Below are 17,704 nucleotides of genomic sequence, written 5' to 3'. Positions count from 1 at the left end.
TAATGAATAAAACACTAGTTGAAGTTAGAGATTTAAAAGTTTATTTTCATACAGATAAAGGTATTGTCAAAAGTGTAAATGGAGTAAGTTTTAATATAAATGAAGGTGAAACTATTGGAATAGTTGGAGAATCAGGATGTGGTAAATCTGTAACAGCTATGTCTTTGATGAAGCTACTTCCAACATCAAAAATAGAAGGTGGGGAAATAATATTTCAAGGTAAAGACATTTTAAAGATGAATGAAAATGAACTTATGGGAATAAGAGGAAATGAGATATCTATGATTTTTCAAGAGCCAATGACATCTTTAAATCCAGCATTTACTGTTGGGAATCAAATCATTGAAGGAATTATGTTACATCAAGATTTATCAAAAGAAGAGGCTAAAAAAAAGGTAATAGATATGATAAAGCTAGTAGAAATACCGAGAGCTGAAGAAATATATAATTCATATCCACATGAGTTATCTGGTGGTATGAGACAGAGAATAATGATAGCTATGGCTTTATCATGTAATCCAAAATTACTTATAGCTGATGAACCAACAACAGCTTTAGATGTTACTATTCAAGCTCAAGTTCTAGATATAATGAAAAATATAAAAGAAAAATTAAACACGTCTATAATGATGATTACACATGATTTGGGAGTAGTTGCAGAAATGTGTGATAAAGTAGCAGTAATGTATGCTGGCAAAATTATAGAGGTAGCAGAGGTTGTTGAATTATTTAAAAATCCAAAACATCCTTATACTATTGGACTCTTAAAGTCAAAACCTATTCTTGGAGAAAACAAAGGAAAAAGATTGTATTCAATTCCAGGACAAGTACCAAACCCAATTGGGATACCAGATTCCTGTTACTTTAGTGATAGATGTGAAAAAGTATGTGATAAATGTAGAACTCAGATACCTCCTTTAATAGAATTGAATGATGGTCATAGTATTGCATGTTGGTTATATACAAAGGAGGAGATGTAAATGGAAAGGGAAACAAGTTTATTAAAAGTAGAAGGTCTTAAAAAGTATTTTGAAGTTAAATCTGGATTGTTTGATAAGGAAGTTAAATATGTAAAGGCAGTAGATGGAGTTTCTTTTGATTTAAAAAAAGGAGAAACTTTGGCTATAGTTGGAGAATCAGGATGTGGAAAATCAACTGCTGGAAGAACAATTCTTAGGTTAATTGAAAAAACTGAAGGTAAAGTTGAATTTAATGGTATAGATATATATAAGTTAGAGAAGGAACAACTTAGAAGATTAAGACCCAAAATGCAAATGATATTTCAAGACCCATATAGCTCATTAAATCCAAGATTAAATGTAGAGCAAATAATATCTGAGGCAGTTATAGAACATAATTTAGTACCAAAGAATGAAATAAAAGATAATATACTAAATGTTGTAGAGAATTGTGGACTTTCTAAGTATCATTTAAATAGGAAACCAGGTGAGTTTTCTGGAGGTCAAAGACAGAGAATAGGTATAGCAAGAGCATTAGCATTAAATCCAGAATTTATAGTTTGTGATGAACCTGTCTCTGCACTAGATGTTTCTATTCAATCTCAAATTATAAATTTGCTTATGGATTTACAGGAGAAATATAAACTTTCGTATTTGTTTATATCTCATGACTTGAGTGTGGTAAATCATATTGCACATAGAGTATGTGTTATGTACCTAGGCTCTATAATAGAAATTGCAACTAAAGAAGAACTTTACTTGCATTCTCAACATCCATACACAAAAGCACTTATGAGTGCAGTACCAATACAAGACCCTACAATTAAGAAAAATAGAATTATATTAAAAGGAGATATACCTTCTCCAACAAACCCACCAAGTGGATGTAAGTTTCATACAAGATGCCCTTATTGTAAAGAAATATGTAAAATAGAAGTTCCAGTTTTAAAAGAAATATCAAAGAATCATTTTGTAGCATGTCATCTAGTATAGATATTTTCAAAATTAAATCTGAGATATATAATAAGAATAATAGGATAAATTGAAAATTTTTTGATGCTAAAATTATATGCTGTTAATATTAAGTTAGTTGATATATAAGTTTAATCTATAATGTAATTATTGAAAAGAGGGGTAGATGTGTCAATTTTAGTAACATTGTTAGGGTTATTAGTTTGTACAACAATTTCAACTGTACTTAGTAAAAAGTGGAACAGTATTCCTCTTGCAATATATCAAATTGTATTAGGCGTTGTATTGTCTATTTTGCCATTTAAATTCTCATTTTCATTTAATCCAGAAATATTTGTAATATGTATCATAGCTCCATTATTATTTAGTGAAGGTCAAAATGTATCGAGAAAAGAGTTATTAGAACTTAGAAAACCAATTTTACTTCTTGCATTTGGTCTAGTTTTAACAACTGTATTTGCAGGTGGAATCTTTATACATTTTATTATTCCTGAGATGCCTCTGTCAGTTTCATTTGCTCTAGCGGCAGTAATATCTCCAACAGATTTAGTGGCAGTAAAATCAATCACACAAGGGTTAGATTTCCCTAAAAATATGATGAGTATACTTGAAGGGGAATCTCTATTAAATGATGCTGCTGGAGTAGTAGCATTTAAAGTTGCAGTACTTGCCACAGTTACAGGCGCATTTTCAATAAAAGAAGCGGGTATTCAATTTATAATTACTGCTTTTGGAGGAATAATATTAGGATGCCTTTTAGGATATATAATTATAAAAATAAGACTTAGTTTACATAAGTGGAATCTAGAAGAAATTCCAATGGTAATAGTTATACAAATAATGACTCCACTTTTTGTGTATTTTGTGGCAGAAGAAGTAGGAGTGTCTGGAATCTTAGCTGTTGTAATGGCAGGAATAGCTCATGGAATTGAAAAAGAGCATTTACAAAATACAACTACTAAATTAAGAATAATATCAGATAATACATGGTATGTTTTAGAGTATGTATTGAATGGGTTTGTCTTTACATTACTTGGTTTTTTATTGCCAAGTATATATAGGGGACTTAGTACTAAAAATGAAAATATGGCATTGAAATTGACTTTTATTGCTGTTTTAATTGTGCTTATTTTATTTGCTATAAGGTTTATCTGTGTATATTTATGGCATGATTCTTTTATAAAAACTAAGAAGAATCCATTAAATAATTTCTTTAGAGGTTTTTTAGGTTTTAAGAATGAAGAAGTTGTAAAAGACAGTATTTCTAGACATAAATACTCATTAATAGTTGCTACTTGTGGTGTTCATGGTACATTTACACTAGCAACTGCATTGTCCATACCATTTTATCTAGCTAGTGGAGATGTATTTCCGATGAGGGATACTGTTTTATTCATATCATCAGAAGTTATTCTTATAAGTTTGATACTGGCAACAATTTTATTGCCAAGACTATTAAAAAGTGATGTACAAGAGTCAGAATATTTATTATCTGATAAAGAGGCATATCAAATAATTTTGAAAGAAGCTATTTTAAAACTTAGCAATGAAAAAGCACAAGAGGTACAACCAGTTATACATGATTTAAATGAACAGTTGGTAGACTCTGAAAAGGGAATATTAAATACTCCAGATAACAAACTTATAAGTATGATGATTGCACAAGCAGACCATCAGGGATTATTGGCAGTTCAGAAACTATTAGAAGATGGGAAAATTTCTGATAGAGCATTTAAATTGTATAGATTTTATATTACAAAATCAAGAAAATCTGTTCAGAAATCTATATTTAAGATTGCAAAGTTAAAAATAAGTATGTGGATTATAGATAGAAAAGTAAAGATAGAAGTAAAAGAAAAAATTACAAAACTAATATCTGAAAATACAGAAATAATTAAAGAATTTCATCATGCATATGCACTTTCTACTAAAACTGCTATATTATTTATAAATAAAAATACTGATGAGAATAACAGACATGAATCATTAATAGCAATCAGATTTTATAATCGTTATTTAAATTGGCTAACTAGAAAGATTCAAAATGATGATAAGTTTGAAGCGAAAGTAGAATACTATAGGCTAATGGCAATCCAAAGTGAAAGAGATAGTGTTCAACAATTAGTTGAAACTAGACAAATATCAAGAGAAGTAGCTAAGGAGTTATTGGAGAATATTCTTTATGATGAAATGATGATGATAGAATAATATTTTGAAATATTAGCAAACAAGAGATATTAGTAAGATAAATATACTAATATCTCTTGTATTTATTAAAAGAAAATTTATAATAAATAATTTACTCATCTAAAAGAGTAATATCTAAAGGATTTTTATTGTTTATATAATTTTTAGGAGATACACCATAGTACTTTTTAAATGCTCTTACAAAACTAGAATAATCATTGAATCCACATTTACTACAAACTTCACTCATAAGATTGCCATTAATTATTAATGTTTTTGCTAAAATTAATCTTTTTTGAACTATATAATTGTGTATGGATGTTCCAGTATAAGACTTAAATTTTCTCATAAGATAATATTTACTTATAAAAAATTCAGACGATATACTATCTATGGAAAGTTTATTATCTATATTTGAATTTATATAGTTTAATATTTTTTTTATGGTTTCATCATAAAAAACATCTTCTGTTGATTCTATATTTTCATTTTTTAAGAAAATTCTATTTAAGAATATCATAAGTTGTATAAATAGTGTATTCCTCAATATTTCATTTCCAAATTCATTGTTAGATTCAGAAATATTTATTTGTTCAATAAAAGTCTTAATGGATTGAATATCATGTATATTTAAACGCAACCTATTACATTTATTTTCTGTAGCTATTTTAAAACATTTTTCTAAGTCACTAGTAATATCACTATTTTTTTTCATAAATTCTGGGCTAATCCATATTGCAATTCTCTCATAAAATACATTTGAATCTATAACTGGTTTATGGATTTCATTATTACTTATAAAAAGTATATCCCAAGGCTTTAGTTTATAAGGAATCCCTTCAACAAAATAAGTGACATTTCCATCTATAAATATAATTATCTTATTAAAATCGTGATTATGGTATTCAAATTTTATATCTTTTTTGTCCCTAATATTAAATATTTTAAAATTATCACTTAAGTATCCAATTTTTTTATCCATAGTTTTTATATAAGACCTTTCTAGATTTATATTATAGAAAAGTATAGAGCATTTTTTGCAATATTTCAAGCATTTTTAACCATTCACATAGTAAAAAATTCTTAATATAATATTATATGTAGTGTAATTTTAGCAGAAAGAGTTTAAAGGGAGGAAAGCATTTATGAAATTAAATGATATTATACAAGGGTTGGATATAATCAATGTCAAAGGTGAATTAAATATAGATATTAATAATGTACAATATGATTCAAGAAAGGTTACAGAAGGTACATTATTTGTATGTATAAAAGGATTTGTATCAGATGGCCATAAGTATATAAAAGATGCTGTAGAAAAGGGAGCAAAAGCCTTTATTGTTGAAGAAGATGTAGAAATAGAAGGATATACATTTATAAAGGTAAAAGATACAAGAAAAGATATGGCAAAAATAGCTGATAATTTTTATAATCATCCATCTCAGAAATTTAATGTTATAGGAGTTACAGGTACTAATGGAAAAACTAGTATAACTACTATACTAAATGAGATATTAACTTTAAATAAAAATAAAGTTGGTCTTATAGGAACTATAAAAATTTTTGATGGAGAAAAAGACATTGTTTCAAGTTCAACAACTCCAGAAAGTATAGATTTACAATATCATTTTAATAACATGTTAGATAATGGATGTGATTACTGTGCGATGGAAGTTTCATCTCACTCATTGGCATTAAATAGAGTTGATGAGACAGACTTTAAACTGGGCATATTTACAAATTTAACACCTGACCATTTAGATTTTCATAAAGATTTAGAGGACTATAGAAAAGCCAAAGAAAAATTATTTTTTAAGACTACTATGGCTAATATAATAAATATAGATGATGAAGGTGGAAAAAAGATATACGAAAATGTAAAAAGTTTAAATGTACCTTGTTACACTTATGGTGTTGACACTAAAGCTGATTTTATGGCTAGAGATATAAAATCAGATTCAGATGGGGTATCTTATAGATTAATAACACCTTCTTATGAAGAAGTTATATTTATACCTGTTCCAGGAATGTTTACAGTATATAATACTTTGGCAGTTATAGCTGCTTGTTATGTACTTGGTATACCTAAACCAGTGTATAAAGAAGGACTTAGACTTTCTAATGGAGTATCAGGAAGGTTTGAAACAGTTCCAAATGATAAGGGTATAAGTGTAATTGTAGATTATGCTCATACTCCTGATGCACTTGAAAATGTATTGAAAACAACTCAACAATTTGCAGAAGGAAAAATAATTTCTGTATTTGGATGTGGTGGAGATAGAGATACTGAAAAGAGACCTTTAATGGGAGCTATTGGACAAAAGTATTCTGATTTATGTATTATAACTTCTGATAATCCAAGAACTGAAGAACCAGAAGCAATAATAAAAGATATACTTGAAGGAATTGATAAGAAAAAAGAAAATTATCATGCTGTTGTTGATAGAAAACAGGCTATAGCAGAGGCCATAAGTACAGCAAAGAAAAATGATGTTGTTATTATAACAGGTAAGGGACACGAGACTTATCAAATTATAGGTAAAGTTAAGCATCATTTTGATGATAAAGAAGTTGCAAATGAATGCTTAAGTAAAATGTAGCATGAAAATTTAATAAAATATACCATCTAAAAATGTAATATCAAAATCTGTTTTGATATTACATTTTTATTTTTTATATGGGAATTATTGTAAAATGGATAATACGATAATATAAGTTATAATATCCTTGCTAGTTAATTTATTATTGTAATAAAGTTTATAATTTTGTATAATTACAGTAAATATGGAAAAATAAGTATCATTATAAAATGCTTACAGTAACTGACACAAAATAATAATTATATATATAGAGATTCTAGAAAGGCAGGAAGCATAATGTTAAGTGATGCAAAAAATAATAGGCATGGTTTGTCAATAATTGCTGTCATAAGTATCTTAGTAATTACAATTTCCTGTTTGATTTATGGTTCAAGGTTGAATAAGACATTAGGGGAAGAAACGAATCAATATCTTTCAGAAATAGCAAATCAAAGCGTAAATGTATTAAAAAAGCAAATTAATGGAGATATAAAGCTACTACAATCAATTTCAATATTTGTTGAAGGAGAAGGGTCTTTTGAAGTAAATAATATCCTTTCTATACTTAAAAGAGAGTCTGTTAATAGTTCATTTAAACGAATGGGAGTTATTTTACCAAATGGAACAGCATATACTACAGATGGATATATAGAAGATTTCTCTAAAAGAGATTATTTTTTAGAATCGATGCAGGGAGAAGTGGTTATAACAGGAAAATTAAAAGATGTAATAGAAGATGACAAAAATGTTAATAACGACATTAATGTATATTCTGTACCAATTTATAAGGGTAATGAGGTTAAAGGAGTCATATTTGCCACACATAATACAAAGTTGTATGAAAAGATACTTTCTGTACCAACATTTAATGGAAAAGGATATTCTTATATAGCTAAGAGTAATGGAGATATTGTTTTAAATCCAAGTAGTAAAAATGCCAATACGAACAAGGAAAATTTATTTACTTATATTGGTAAAAGCGATTCTTTATCAAAATCTACTCTTAATGGCATGAAGTCAAATATAAAAAATTTTAAGTCAGGTTCATTGAGTTATAATATGTCTGGAAGAGGATATTATTTGAGTTATGCACCAATAGGAATCAATGATTGGTATCTTTTTTCTGAAGTTCCTAAAACTGCTGTATCTGAGAAATCATATGCTATTATAAAGCTTACATTATCGGCATGTGTAGTTTTGATTATAATATTTACAGCATTAACAATTTACATATTGTTTATACAAAAAAAGAGTAAGGAAAAATTAGAAGATTTTGCATTTAAGGACAACGTTACAGGTATCGGAAATTCAAATAAATTTAATCTTGAAGGTGGCAAATTTTTATCATCTCACGAGAAAAAGAATCTAGTTTTAATTTATTTTGATATAGATAAATTTAAGTTAGTGAATGATAGGTTTGGGTATGAAGAAGGAGATAGAGTATTAAAAGAAATAGCAGATATAATTAAGAATATATTCAAAGAACAAGCCGTATTTTCAAGAATTTCAAATGATAATTTTGCTATAATATTTGAAAAGAAAAATAATAGAGAATCAGTTATTGAAATATGTGAACTTATACGTAAAAAAATGTCAATGATAAAAACTAGTTTGGGAGTAGAACTAAATTTAATTCCATCTATAGGTGTATATTTTGTTGAAGATAGAGAAACAAATATTTCTACTTGTCTTGATAAAGCTATGATTGCAAAAACTACAGTAAAAAGAAAATATTTAAAAGTCTATGAAATTTATGCAGAAAACTTAAAAGAAACTCTCATAGAGGAACGTGATATTGAGCAAGAAATGCATGATGCTTTAACTAATGAACAATTTAAAGTTTATTTACAACCTAAAATCGAATTATCAACTGCTAAAATTGTAGGTGCTGAAGCTCTTGTACGTTGGCAACATCCTAAAAAAGGATTAATAAGTCCAGGTGTGTTTATTCCTATTTTTGAGAAGAATGGTTTTATAACAGAATTAGATATGTTTGTATTTACTCAAGTTTGTAAAAATTTTAAACGTTGGGAAAATGAAAATTTCCCTACATTTCCTATCTCAATAAATTTATCAAGGGTACATCTTGAGAATCCAGATTTTATATTTGAACTTGAAAATATAACAAAAGAATATGGAATTGAACCAGATTTGATTGAAATTGAGCTTACAGAAAGTGCAATTTTTGATAATACAAAAATATTGTTTAAAATAATGCAGGATTTAAAATCTGTTGGATTCAAAATTTCTATGGATGATTTCGGTTCAGGTTATTCTTCCTTAAATATGCTTAAAGATATGCCAATTGATGTATTAAAATTGGATAGAGAATTTTTTATAACAGTAGGAGATATGAAGAAAAGTCAAATTGTAGTTTCAAGTATTGTTCAAATGGCAAAACAACTTGATATAAAAGTTGTTTCAGAAGGTGTTGAGACATTGGAGCAAGCTGAGTTTTTAAGATTTATAGGTTGTGATATGGCTCAAGGATTTTTATTTGCTAGACCAATGCAAATCGAAAAATATGAAAAACTAATATTAGATAGATATAATGTAAAAGGAAAAGAAACAAATTAAATAAACTTATAAAACATAACATAAAAATTTATAAAAAGTGAACCTTGTTTAATCAATGCTCACTTTTTTTATATAACAATACACTATTATAAGAATATTAATTGTTACAGGAATATTATTTTAGGAATTAGATGATATTTTGTAAAAAACATATAAAATATTCTGATATAAACTTTTAATGTAATAGTATGATTTATGAAATTAAGCATATTAAAAATTATTTAAAAAATTGGGAGGATAAATTTGGATAATATAATAATTAGAGAAATGGTAGCTGAAGAAAGAAGGTTCGTGTGGGAACTTGGTAAATCAAGCTTTGGATTGGTTGAAGGTTTGGCATTTAAAAAGCCAAAAGAAGCTTTTATTGCAATAGTGGATGGTCATATTGTTGGTATGGCTTCTTATAGAATTTTTCCTGCGAAAAATGGTCAAAAGATTGGATATCTAGAGACAGCCTACGTAAAAAAGGGCTATGAGGGAAAAGGAATAGGAAGTGAACTTTATAAAAAGGTAACTATGTTTTTAAAAGAGCATGATTGTAGAACTGTAACTGCCACAGTAAAAGATGATAATGTTGCATCATGGAAGCTCTTTGAAAATAATGGATATAATATTATGAGTTTTACACAGATGTTTCAAAACTATGGGTTAATTGGAACTGTGCAATTATGGATATATAGTACGCTTTTTATTGCTTCTGGATTTCATCTATGGAGTACCTCAGCACAAAAAAGTAATTCATCAATTCAACAATTAGGAATTTATATGATTTTAAACTTATTGATATTGCTCCCTGTTTTATTGTTTAATAATAATTTACCTGATTTTAGTATCATGGTAGGTGCATTTTTTTCTTTGTTGATTATTCTATTAATTGGTGGTATGTTTGCAACTTTAATTTTGCCTGAAAAATGGACATTTACTGTTACACGAGGTGGATTGTTTATATCACTATTGGTTACAGTATTAGGAGGTATATGGCCAATAATAGGTAGATTTTATCCTAAAGAGTATAAGTCAACTGCTAAATTTAGATGTAACATGGCTATTGAAGGATTGTTTGAATGGTTAGGATTATTGTGTTTTGTTTTGTGGGTAGCAGTTGAAGGACAATCACAATTTTGTGAATACATAGTTTCACTTGGAAAAACCTTGTTGATTTTACATAGCATACCTTTTTATCCATTTGAATGTTTTGGAGGAAAGCGTATTTGGAATTATAGTAAAATACTTTCAGTAGCAACAGTAGTAATTTCTGTAGGGATATTATACATATTTTAGAAATGTAATTTTATAATTAAGATTTTAGATTAAAGTTTTATTAAATAGCAAACAATTAACTTATGAATTTAATTGTTATATGTGATAGATTATATTTTATCATAATAAAAAAGAGAGCTTTTCATTATGATTATTATAAACCATTTGAAATAACTCTCTTTTTTATAAAAAATTTATATAATTATTGCAGATAATAAAAAATTTATTATTATAAGTCTAATCTTCTAGTTATCATACATATAATAGTCAAAGTGTACAACGTTAATCATTTTAGACATTAAATCTAAATAATATTACATCTCCATCTTTAACTATGTATTCCTTACCTTCTAATTTAACTAACCCTTTTTCTTTAGCAGCAGCCATAGTACCATGCTCAACTAAATCATTAAAAGCTATTGTTTCAGCTCTTATAAATCCTCTTTCTATATCAGAATGTATCTTTCCTCCTGCTTGAGGTGCCTTACTTCCAACTTTTATAGTCCATGCTCTAACTTCTTTTGGACCAGCAGTTAAGAATGAAATTAAACCAAGTAAAGCGTAAGAAGATTTTATAAGTTTATCAAGTCCTGATTGTTCAAGACCTAATGTCTCTAAGAACTCTTTCTTTTCTTCAGGAGAATCAAGTTCAGAAATTTCTGCTTCTATTTGTGCACATACAACAACCACTTCAGCATCTTCTGTTTCTGCAAATGCTTTAACTTGTTGAACATACTTATTATTTTCTCCATTATCAGCTAAATCATCTTCTGATACGTTTGAAGCGTATATAACAGGTTTAGATGTAAGTAAATCTAGTGAATTTACGAATACTTGTTCATCTTCTGTAAATTCCATAGTTCTTACACATTTACTATCTTCTAAAGTAGACATGATTGATTTTAATAAATCAAGTTCAGAACCTAAAGTCTTATCAGCTTTAGCAGCTTTTTGAGTTTTATGAATTCTTCTTTCAAGAATTTCTATATCAGAGAAAATTAATTCTAAGTTTATAGTTTCTATATCACGAAGTGGGTCTACAGAACCATCTACATGTATAACATTTTCATCTTCAAAGCATCTAACAACATGGACTATTGCATCAACTTCTCTTATATGTGATAAAAATTTATTTCCTAAACCTTCTCCTTTAGAAGCACCTCTAACTAAACCAGCTATATCACAAAATTCTATAGCAGTAGGGACTATCTTTTCAGAATTATATAATTCTTGTAGCTTGTTTAATCTTTCATCTGGAACAGATACAACTCCAACATTTGGGTCTATCGTACAAAAAGGGTAATTTGCAGATTCTGCACCTGCTTGAGTTATTGCGTTAAATAGTGTGCTTTTACCTACATTTGGTAAACCAACTATACCTAATTTCATATTAATCGTCCTCTCTCTTATTCTTTTTTATATTCTTTATATAACTTTAAACAATCAATCTATAGGATTGTAAAATTGTTTTAATTATAGACATACATATTGATTATACATCATATATATTAAGCTTGTAAACTAGACTTTAAAGCATATTGATTTAAATAATATTTGAATTTAATTTAAATAAAAATATTGCTTTTAGAAAATAATAAAAAGGATATAATTAAATAGAAGGTTTTTATATGTTAGTATATACAATTAGAAAATAAATAAATTTCAATTTGAAAATTGATGTTTAAATAAAAATAGGAGGTACATATGGTTAATACTAAGAAAATAATAAATTTGGGTAATAATATTAATCTTACTTTGATAAAAACAGAAAAGTTTAAATCAAATCTTATAAGTTTATATGTTCAAAGATTACTTGATGAAAAAGAAACTACAAAAAATGCTCTAATTCCATCAATAATAGCAAGTGGAAGTGAAAAATATCCTAGTGCTAGAGCAATATCTAATAAGTTAGATGATTTATATGGTTCATCTATGGGAGCTGATGCTGTAAAGCGTGGAGAACGCCAAGTATTGAGTTTCAAAATAATTAATATAAGTGAAAAATATTTAGATGAGAGTATATTTGAAGAAGTAGTGGAATTTTTTAATGAAGTAATAAATAACACGCTTGTTGTAGATGGTGGATTTAAAGAAGAGTATTTAAACATTGAAAAAGAAAATTTAAGGGAAAAAATACAATCAGTAATAAATGATAAAAAAGAATATGCACAAGACAAATGTATTGAGGCTATGTGTAAAGATGAAAGATATAGTATAAGTGAATTTGGTTATGAAGATGAAATAGATAGTATAACTCCAAAAGATTTATATGAACATTATAAAAATATACTTAAAACATCACCAATAGATATAGTTGTAGAAGGTGATTTTGATGAAGATAAAGTTATAGATATAATAAGTAAGAATCTAAAATTTGAAAGAGAAGATATTATAGATATACCAAGAGCAGATTTTATAAAAAATGTAGATGAAGTAAAAGTTGTAGATGAACAAATGGAAATAACTCAAGGTAAGCTAGTTATGGGTTATAGAGCAAATATAGATTATGCAGATACAGATAAATATTATGCTCTTGTTGTGGGAAGCAATGTATTAGGTGGCGGACCTCATTCTAAATTATTTGTGAATGTAAGAGAAAAAGAAAGTTTATGTTATTATATATTTTCTTCAATAGAAAAATATAAAAGTATTATGTTTATATCTTCTGGTATAGAAACTAAAGATTATGATAAAGCTGTGAAACTGATAAAAGAACAAGTAGAAAGTATAAAAGCAGGAGATATATCTGATGAAGAATTAGAAAACAGTAAACTTGCCTTAGTTAACTCTATGAAATCTATAACGGATAATATAGGTGGTATGTCTGATTTTGCTTTTTCTCAGTCTATGTCAAAGACAAATTCTGAAGTAGAAGACATAATATCTAGTATAGAAAAAGTTACTAAAGAGGATATAGTGGAAGCTATAAAAGGTATAGAGCTTGATACTATATACTTTTTGAGAAATTAATGGAGGAAATGTCTATGGAAAAAATAGTTAATGATATATTAAGAGAAGAAGTTTATTATGAAAAATTACAAAATGGGCTAGATGTATATTTTATGCCTAAAAGAGGTTTTACTAAAAAATATGCTATTTTGGCTACTAATTATGGCTCAAATGATTTGGAATTTATACCAATTGGAGAAGATAAAAAAATTAGAGTAAATGAAGGAATAGCACACTTTCTAGAGCATAAAATGTTTGAACAACCTGATGGAGGAGATGCATTTGATAAATTTTCTAAATTAGGAGTAAATGCAAATGCATTTACTAATTTTACAATGACAGCATACTTATTTTCTGCTACTGAAAATTTTTATGAGAGTTTAGAACATTTAATTGACTATGTACAAACACCTTATTTTACAGATGAAAATGTTGAAAAGGAAAAAGGTATAATAGCACAAGAAATAAAAATGTATAATGATGACGCTGACTGGAATGTATATTTTAATTGTTTGAAGGCAATGTATGTAAATTATCCTGCTAGAATTGACATAGCAGGAACAGTAGATAGCATATATAAAATAACTAAAGAAGAACTATATAAATGTTACAATACTTTTTATAATCCAGGAAATATGGCTTTATTTGTTGTTGGTGATTTGGATGTAGAAAAAGTTATAGATGTAACTAAAAAATCAAATAACTATGATGTAGATAAACTTTCTAAGAGTATAGAAAGGTTTTATCCAGAAGAACCTAAAAGTGTAAAAGAAAAAGAAGTCATAGAAAAATTTCCTATATCTATGCCTATGTTTAATATAGGATTTAAAGATAGTAATGTTGGTTTAAAAGGAAAAGAGCTTTTACGTAAAGAGATTGTAACTGACATACTTGTAGGTATGTTATTTAAAAAAGGAAGTAAACTTTATGAAGATTTATATATGCAAGGATTAATAAATGAAAATTTTGGAGCTGGATTTTCATCTCAAGTAGATTATGCTTTTAGTATAATAGCAGGAGATTCTAAGGAACCTAAAAAGGTAAAAGATATAATTATTGAGTATATAGAAAACTCAAAAAAAGAAGGTTTATCTAAAGCGGAATTTGAAAGAACTAAGAAGAAAAAAATTGGTTCTTTTATTAAATGCTTTGATTCAATAAACTTTATAGCAAACAGTTTTATATCTTATATATTTAAGGATATAAATATATTGGATTATTTAGATGTTATTAAAGATATTACTTTTGATGAAGTGGAAGAAAGATTAAAAGAACACTTTAAAGAAGAGTATTGTGTTATTTCTATTGTAGAACCTAAATAAAGATTTAATATAATAAGAATAACTAGATAAATGCTAAATCGTAAGTTTGAATACTTATCTTGTTTAAATAAGAAATAAATTTATGTAAATTAAGTTGAAAAATTTAAGAATCGTATATAAAAATGTATAAGAGGTTGGTGCATAAATGTACCAATCTCTTTGATTTTAAAGAATTTTATAGCAATTATATTGGTATAATATATGTAGTATATTATAGGTATTTGTAGAATTGATTTTAATATTTTTTGTAGAATTAACATTAATATGTTATCATAATTTAGTATAATTACAATTAATTGTAAAGATAATATATTGCTTTGGAAATATTTTTAATTAATACGAAGAGGTGAAGTTATGGATAGAGTGGCATTTACACTGTTTGGAATAGACATCATGTGGTATGGAATTCTTATGGCATGTGGAATGATTTTAGGGACTTTAATTGCAATAAAAGAATCAAAAAGAGTAGGCATTAAAGAAGACGATGTATTAAATGTAGCTATAATAGCCATTCCAGCTGGATTAATCTGTGCAAGAATCTATTATGTAGTATTTAATTGGAGTTATTATGCTCAAAATATGTCTCAAATCTTCAACTTTAGAGGTGGCGGACTTGCTATACATGGAGGTTTAATTGGTGGAATATTAGCAGGTTATATATACACTAAGGTCAAAAATATTAACTTCTTAAAAATGGCTGATACAGTTATACTTGGAATGCCTTTAGCACAAGCTATAGGAAGATGGGGTAATTTTATTAATGGAGAAGCACATGGAGGTGCGACTAATTTACCTTGGGGAATAATGGTTGATGGAGTAAAGGTGCATCCAACTTTTCTATATGAATCTATATGGGATTTTGGCATATTTATAATTTTATTGCTATTTAGAAAAAATAAAAAATATGAAGGTCAAGTTATAGTTACTTATGTAACTCTATATTCAATTGGAAGATTTTTTATAGAGGGATTAAGAACAGATAGTTTAATGTTAGGACCACTTAGAATGGCACAAGTTATAAGTCTAATTGGAGTTATTGGTGGTATAATTGCACATATTTATTTATCAAAGAGAAATAAAAACAATATTAGTGAACAATAGTTTAAATAGTGAATTTAAGGGAGGTAACTATGGAATTTCATCACGTATCAGTTCTTTTAAATGAGTGTATAGAAAATTTAAATATAAAGCCAGATGGAGTATATGTAGACTGTACTATGGGAGGAGGAGGTCATTCTAAAGAGATAGTAAAAAAACTATCAGATAAAGGATTATTTATAGGATTTGACCAAGATAAAAATGCTATAAATACAGCAAGAGAGAGATTGAGTGAATATGAAGGTAGAGTAAAGTTTGTTCATAGCAATTTTGAAAATATAAAAGAAGAGTTAGAAAAAATAGGAGTTCACAGGATTGATGGGGTACTAGCAGATTTAGGAGTATCATCTCATCAACTTGATGAAGCCGATAGAGGTTTTTCTTATATGCAAGATGCACCACTTGATATGAGGATGGATGTCAGATGTGAGTTTTCTGCATATGATGTTGTAAATACTTATACAGAAGATGAACTTGCTAAGATAATAAAAGATTATGGTGAAGACAACTGGGCTAAACGTATAGCTAAATTTATAGTTGAAGAAAGAGCAAATAAACCAATAGAAACTACAGGTGAATTGGTAGATGTAATTAAAAAAGCCATTCCTAAAAAAGCTAGAATAGATGGACCTCATCCAGCTAAAAGAACTTTTCAAGCTATACGAATAGAAGTAAATAATGAGCTTGGAGTAATTACGAAGATGATAAATGATGCTTCTTCTATAATGAATGATGGTGGAAGAATATGTATAATAACATTTCATTCATTGGAAGATAGAATAGTAAAGAATGCATTTAAATATCTAGCATCAGATTGTATATGCCCACAGCATTTGCCTATATGCCAGTGTGATAAAGAATCTGAGGTAAAAATAATAACTAGAAAACCAATATTACCAAGTGATGAAGAAATAGAAGTAAATCCACGTTCAAGAAGTGCTAAGTTAAGAGTAGCAGAAAAAATATAACTTTTACAATCTAGAATTAAAGAATAAGCTTGTGTAAATGAGAGCTATTATACACAATTAAAAAGTATGATAGATTATGTTGCATTAAAAGGTAATTGCGATACAGTTGATGGTATAAGGTATATTTTTGTTACTGATATAAGTTATGAAGATTGAAATACAAAAATATCGAGATAGATAATATAATGAAGAGATTAGTAATAGAAAATAGATAAACTAGTTGCATATTGTACTTATGGAAAATATTATCTTAATATAATATAAGTAATAAAAATAAATAAAAATTAGTATATAACCTATAGATTCAATATAAGAGTATAAGTGAATTTATAGGTTTTTTTGTTGTGTATAGAAAAAATTACAATTAGATTGTTCAATAGTGTATTAATTTAGCAATTGAATTTTAGAGGAAGAGATATGAATAATAACAAATATAGTATAGAGGAAAATCTAAAATCTATATTATCGGGGTGATAATTTGAAAAAAAATTATAAAATACATAATCTAAATGAATATAAAAATAAGAAAAAGAATAATTATAAAAAGAGAAATAATAAAAAAATAGGGACTAAATGTATTTTATTGATTACAACCTTTATAGTAATAATATTGAATCTATGTGGTTATTCAAAAATCTCAGAAATGAAATATGACATTTATTATTTACAAAAAGATTTAAGAAAAAAAGAGATAGTACTAGAGGAACTAAAGGCAAAAGAAACTGAAAAAACATCGATAAAAGAAATTGAGCTAAAGGCAAAAGAATTGCTCAATATGGACTATCCAAAAGATGGACAAATAAAGTATATAGATGTGGATAACTAGGGGGAAT

13 protein-coding genes are annotated in these 17,704 nt (G+C 27.1%); 11 read left to right on the top strand and 2 right to left on the bottom strand.

The window, feature by feature from the left end; all coding sequences use genetic code 11:
- The first annotated feature begins 2 nt into the window (after window positions 1-2).
- The 3 genes from ACTG44_RS14375 (at window position 3) to ACTG44_RS14365 (ending at window position 4,139) form a co-directional block, all read left to right on the top strand.
- Window positions 3-980, top strand: coding sequence for an ABC transporter ATP-binding protein (locus ACTG44_RS14375; RefSeq protein WP_479917282.1), 978 nt, complete (start codon window positions 3-5; stop codon window positions 978-980).
- Window positions 981-1,952 (top strand): ABC transporter ATP-binding protein, encoded by a 972-nt coding sequence (locus ACTG44_RS14370; protein WP_479920674.1) that lies wholly within the window; start codon window positions 981-983, stop codon window positions 1,950-1,952.
- 147 nt (window positions 1,953-2,099) lie between these two features.
- Window positions 2,100-4,139 carry a cation:proton antiporter gene (locus tag ACTG44_RS14365; RefSeq protein ID WP_479920673.1) on the top strand — a complete coding sequence of 680 codons (2,040 nt, stop codon included), beginning with the start codon at window positions 2,100-2,102 and terminating at the stop codon, window positions 4,137-4,139.
- A 91-nt stretch (window positions 4,140-4,230) separates the two neighbouring features.
- Here ACTG44_RS14365 and ACTG44_RS14360 read toward each other — a convergent pair whose 3' ends face one another.
- On the bottom strand, window positions 4,231-5,100 hold the full coding sequence (locus tag ACTG44_RS14360) for an AraC family transcriptional regulator (protein WP_479920672.1): 870 nt from the start codon (window positions 5,098-5,100) through the stop codon (window positions 4,231-4,233).
- A 163-nt stretch (window positions 5,101-5,263) separates the two neighbouring features.
- Between ACTG44_RS14360 and ACTG44_RS14355 the strand changes: the two genes are divergently transcribed.
- The 3 genes from ACTG44_RS14355 to ACTG44_RS14345 all read left to right on the top strand — a co-directional run bounded on the left by ACTG44_RS14355 (window position 5,264) and on the right by ACTG44_RS14345 (window position 10,555).
- On the top strand, window positions 5,264-6,718 hold the full coding sequence (locus tag ACTG44_RS14355) for a UDP-N-acetylmuramoyl-L-alanyl-D-glutamate--2,6-diaminopimelate ligase (RefSeq protein ID WP_479919265.1): 1,455 nt from the start codon (window positions 5,264-5,266) through the stop codon (window positions 6,716-6,718).
- Between the two features lie 276 nt (window positions 6,719-6,994).
- Entirely contained in the window at window positions 6,995-9,274 is a 2,280-nt protein-coding gene (locus ACTG44_RS14350; protein WP_479919264.1) for a bifunctional diguanylate cyclase/phosphodiesterase, read from the top strand.
- Between the two features lie 243 nt (window positions 9,275-9,517).
- Window positions 9,518-10,555: a GNAT family N-acetyltransferase gene (locus ACTG44_RS14345; RefSeq protein ID WP_479919263.1), complete on the top strand. Its 1,038-nt coding sequence runs from the start codon at window positions 9,518-9,520 to the stop codon at window positions 10,553-10,555.
- Between the two features lie 270 nt (window positions 10,556-10,825).
- Here the strand turns inward: ACTG44_RS14345 and ychF are convergent, their stop codons facing one another.
- Window positions 10,826-11,923 (bottom strand): redox-regulated ATPase YchF, encoded by a 1,098-nt coding sequence (gene ychF / locus ACTG44_RS14340; protein WP_479919262.1) that lies wholly within the window; start codon window positions 11,921-11,923, stop codon window positions 10,826-10,828.
- A 315-nt stretch (window positions 11,924-12,238) separates the two neighbouring features.
- Here ychF and yfmF point away from each other — a divergent pair, with 315 nt between their 5' ends.
- The 5 genes from yfmF to ACTG44_RS14315 all read left to right on the top strand — a co-directional run bounded on the left by yfmF (window position 12,239) and on the right by ACTG44_RS14315 (window position 17,697).
- Complete coding sequence (gene yfmF, locus ACTG44_RS14335; protein WP_479919261.1) at window positions 12,239-13,504, top strand: EF-P 5-aminopentanol modification-associated protein YfmF; 1,266 nt, start codon at window positions 12,239-12,241, stop codon at window positions 13,502-13,504.
- Between the two features lie 14 nt (window positions 13,505-13,518).
- Window positions 13,519-14,805, top strand: coding sequence for an EF-P 5-aminopentanol modification-associated protein YfmH (gene yfmH, locus ACTG44_RS14330; protein ID WP_021385478.1), 1,287 nt, complete (start codon window positions 13,519-13,521; stop codon window positions 14,803-14,805).
- Window positions 14,806-15,159: 354 nt separating this feature from the next.
- Entirely contained in the window at window positions 15,160-15,906 is a 747-nt protein-coding gene (lgt, locus tag ACTG44_RS14325) for a prolipoprotein diacylglyceryl transferase (RefSeq protein WP_479917277.1), read from the top strand.
- 29 nt (window positions 15,907-15,935) lie between these two features.
- Window positions 15,936-16,871, top strand: coding sequence for a 16S rRNA (cytosine(1402)-N(4))-methyltransferase RsmH (gene rsmH, locus ACTG44_RS14320; RefSeq protein WP_479919260.1), 936 nt, complete (start codon window positions 15,936-15,938; stop codon window positions 16,869-16,871).
- 478 nt (window positions 16,872-17,349) lie between these two features.
- Window positions 17,350-17,697, top strand: coding sequence for a hypothetical protein (locus tag ACTG44_RS14315; protein WP_021385411.1), 348 nt, complete (start codon window positions 17,350-17,352; stop codon window positions 17,695-17,697).
- Window positions 17,698-17,704: the final 7 nt, after the last annotated feature.

The sequence above is a fragment of the Clostridioides sp. LIBA-2809 genome, assembly GCF_056688965.1.
This window is presented reverse-complemented; position numbering and strand designations above follow the sequence as displayed.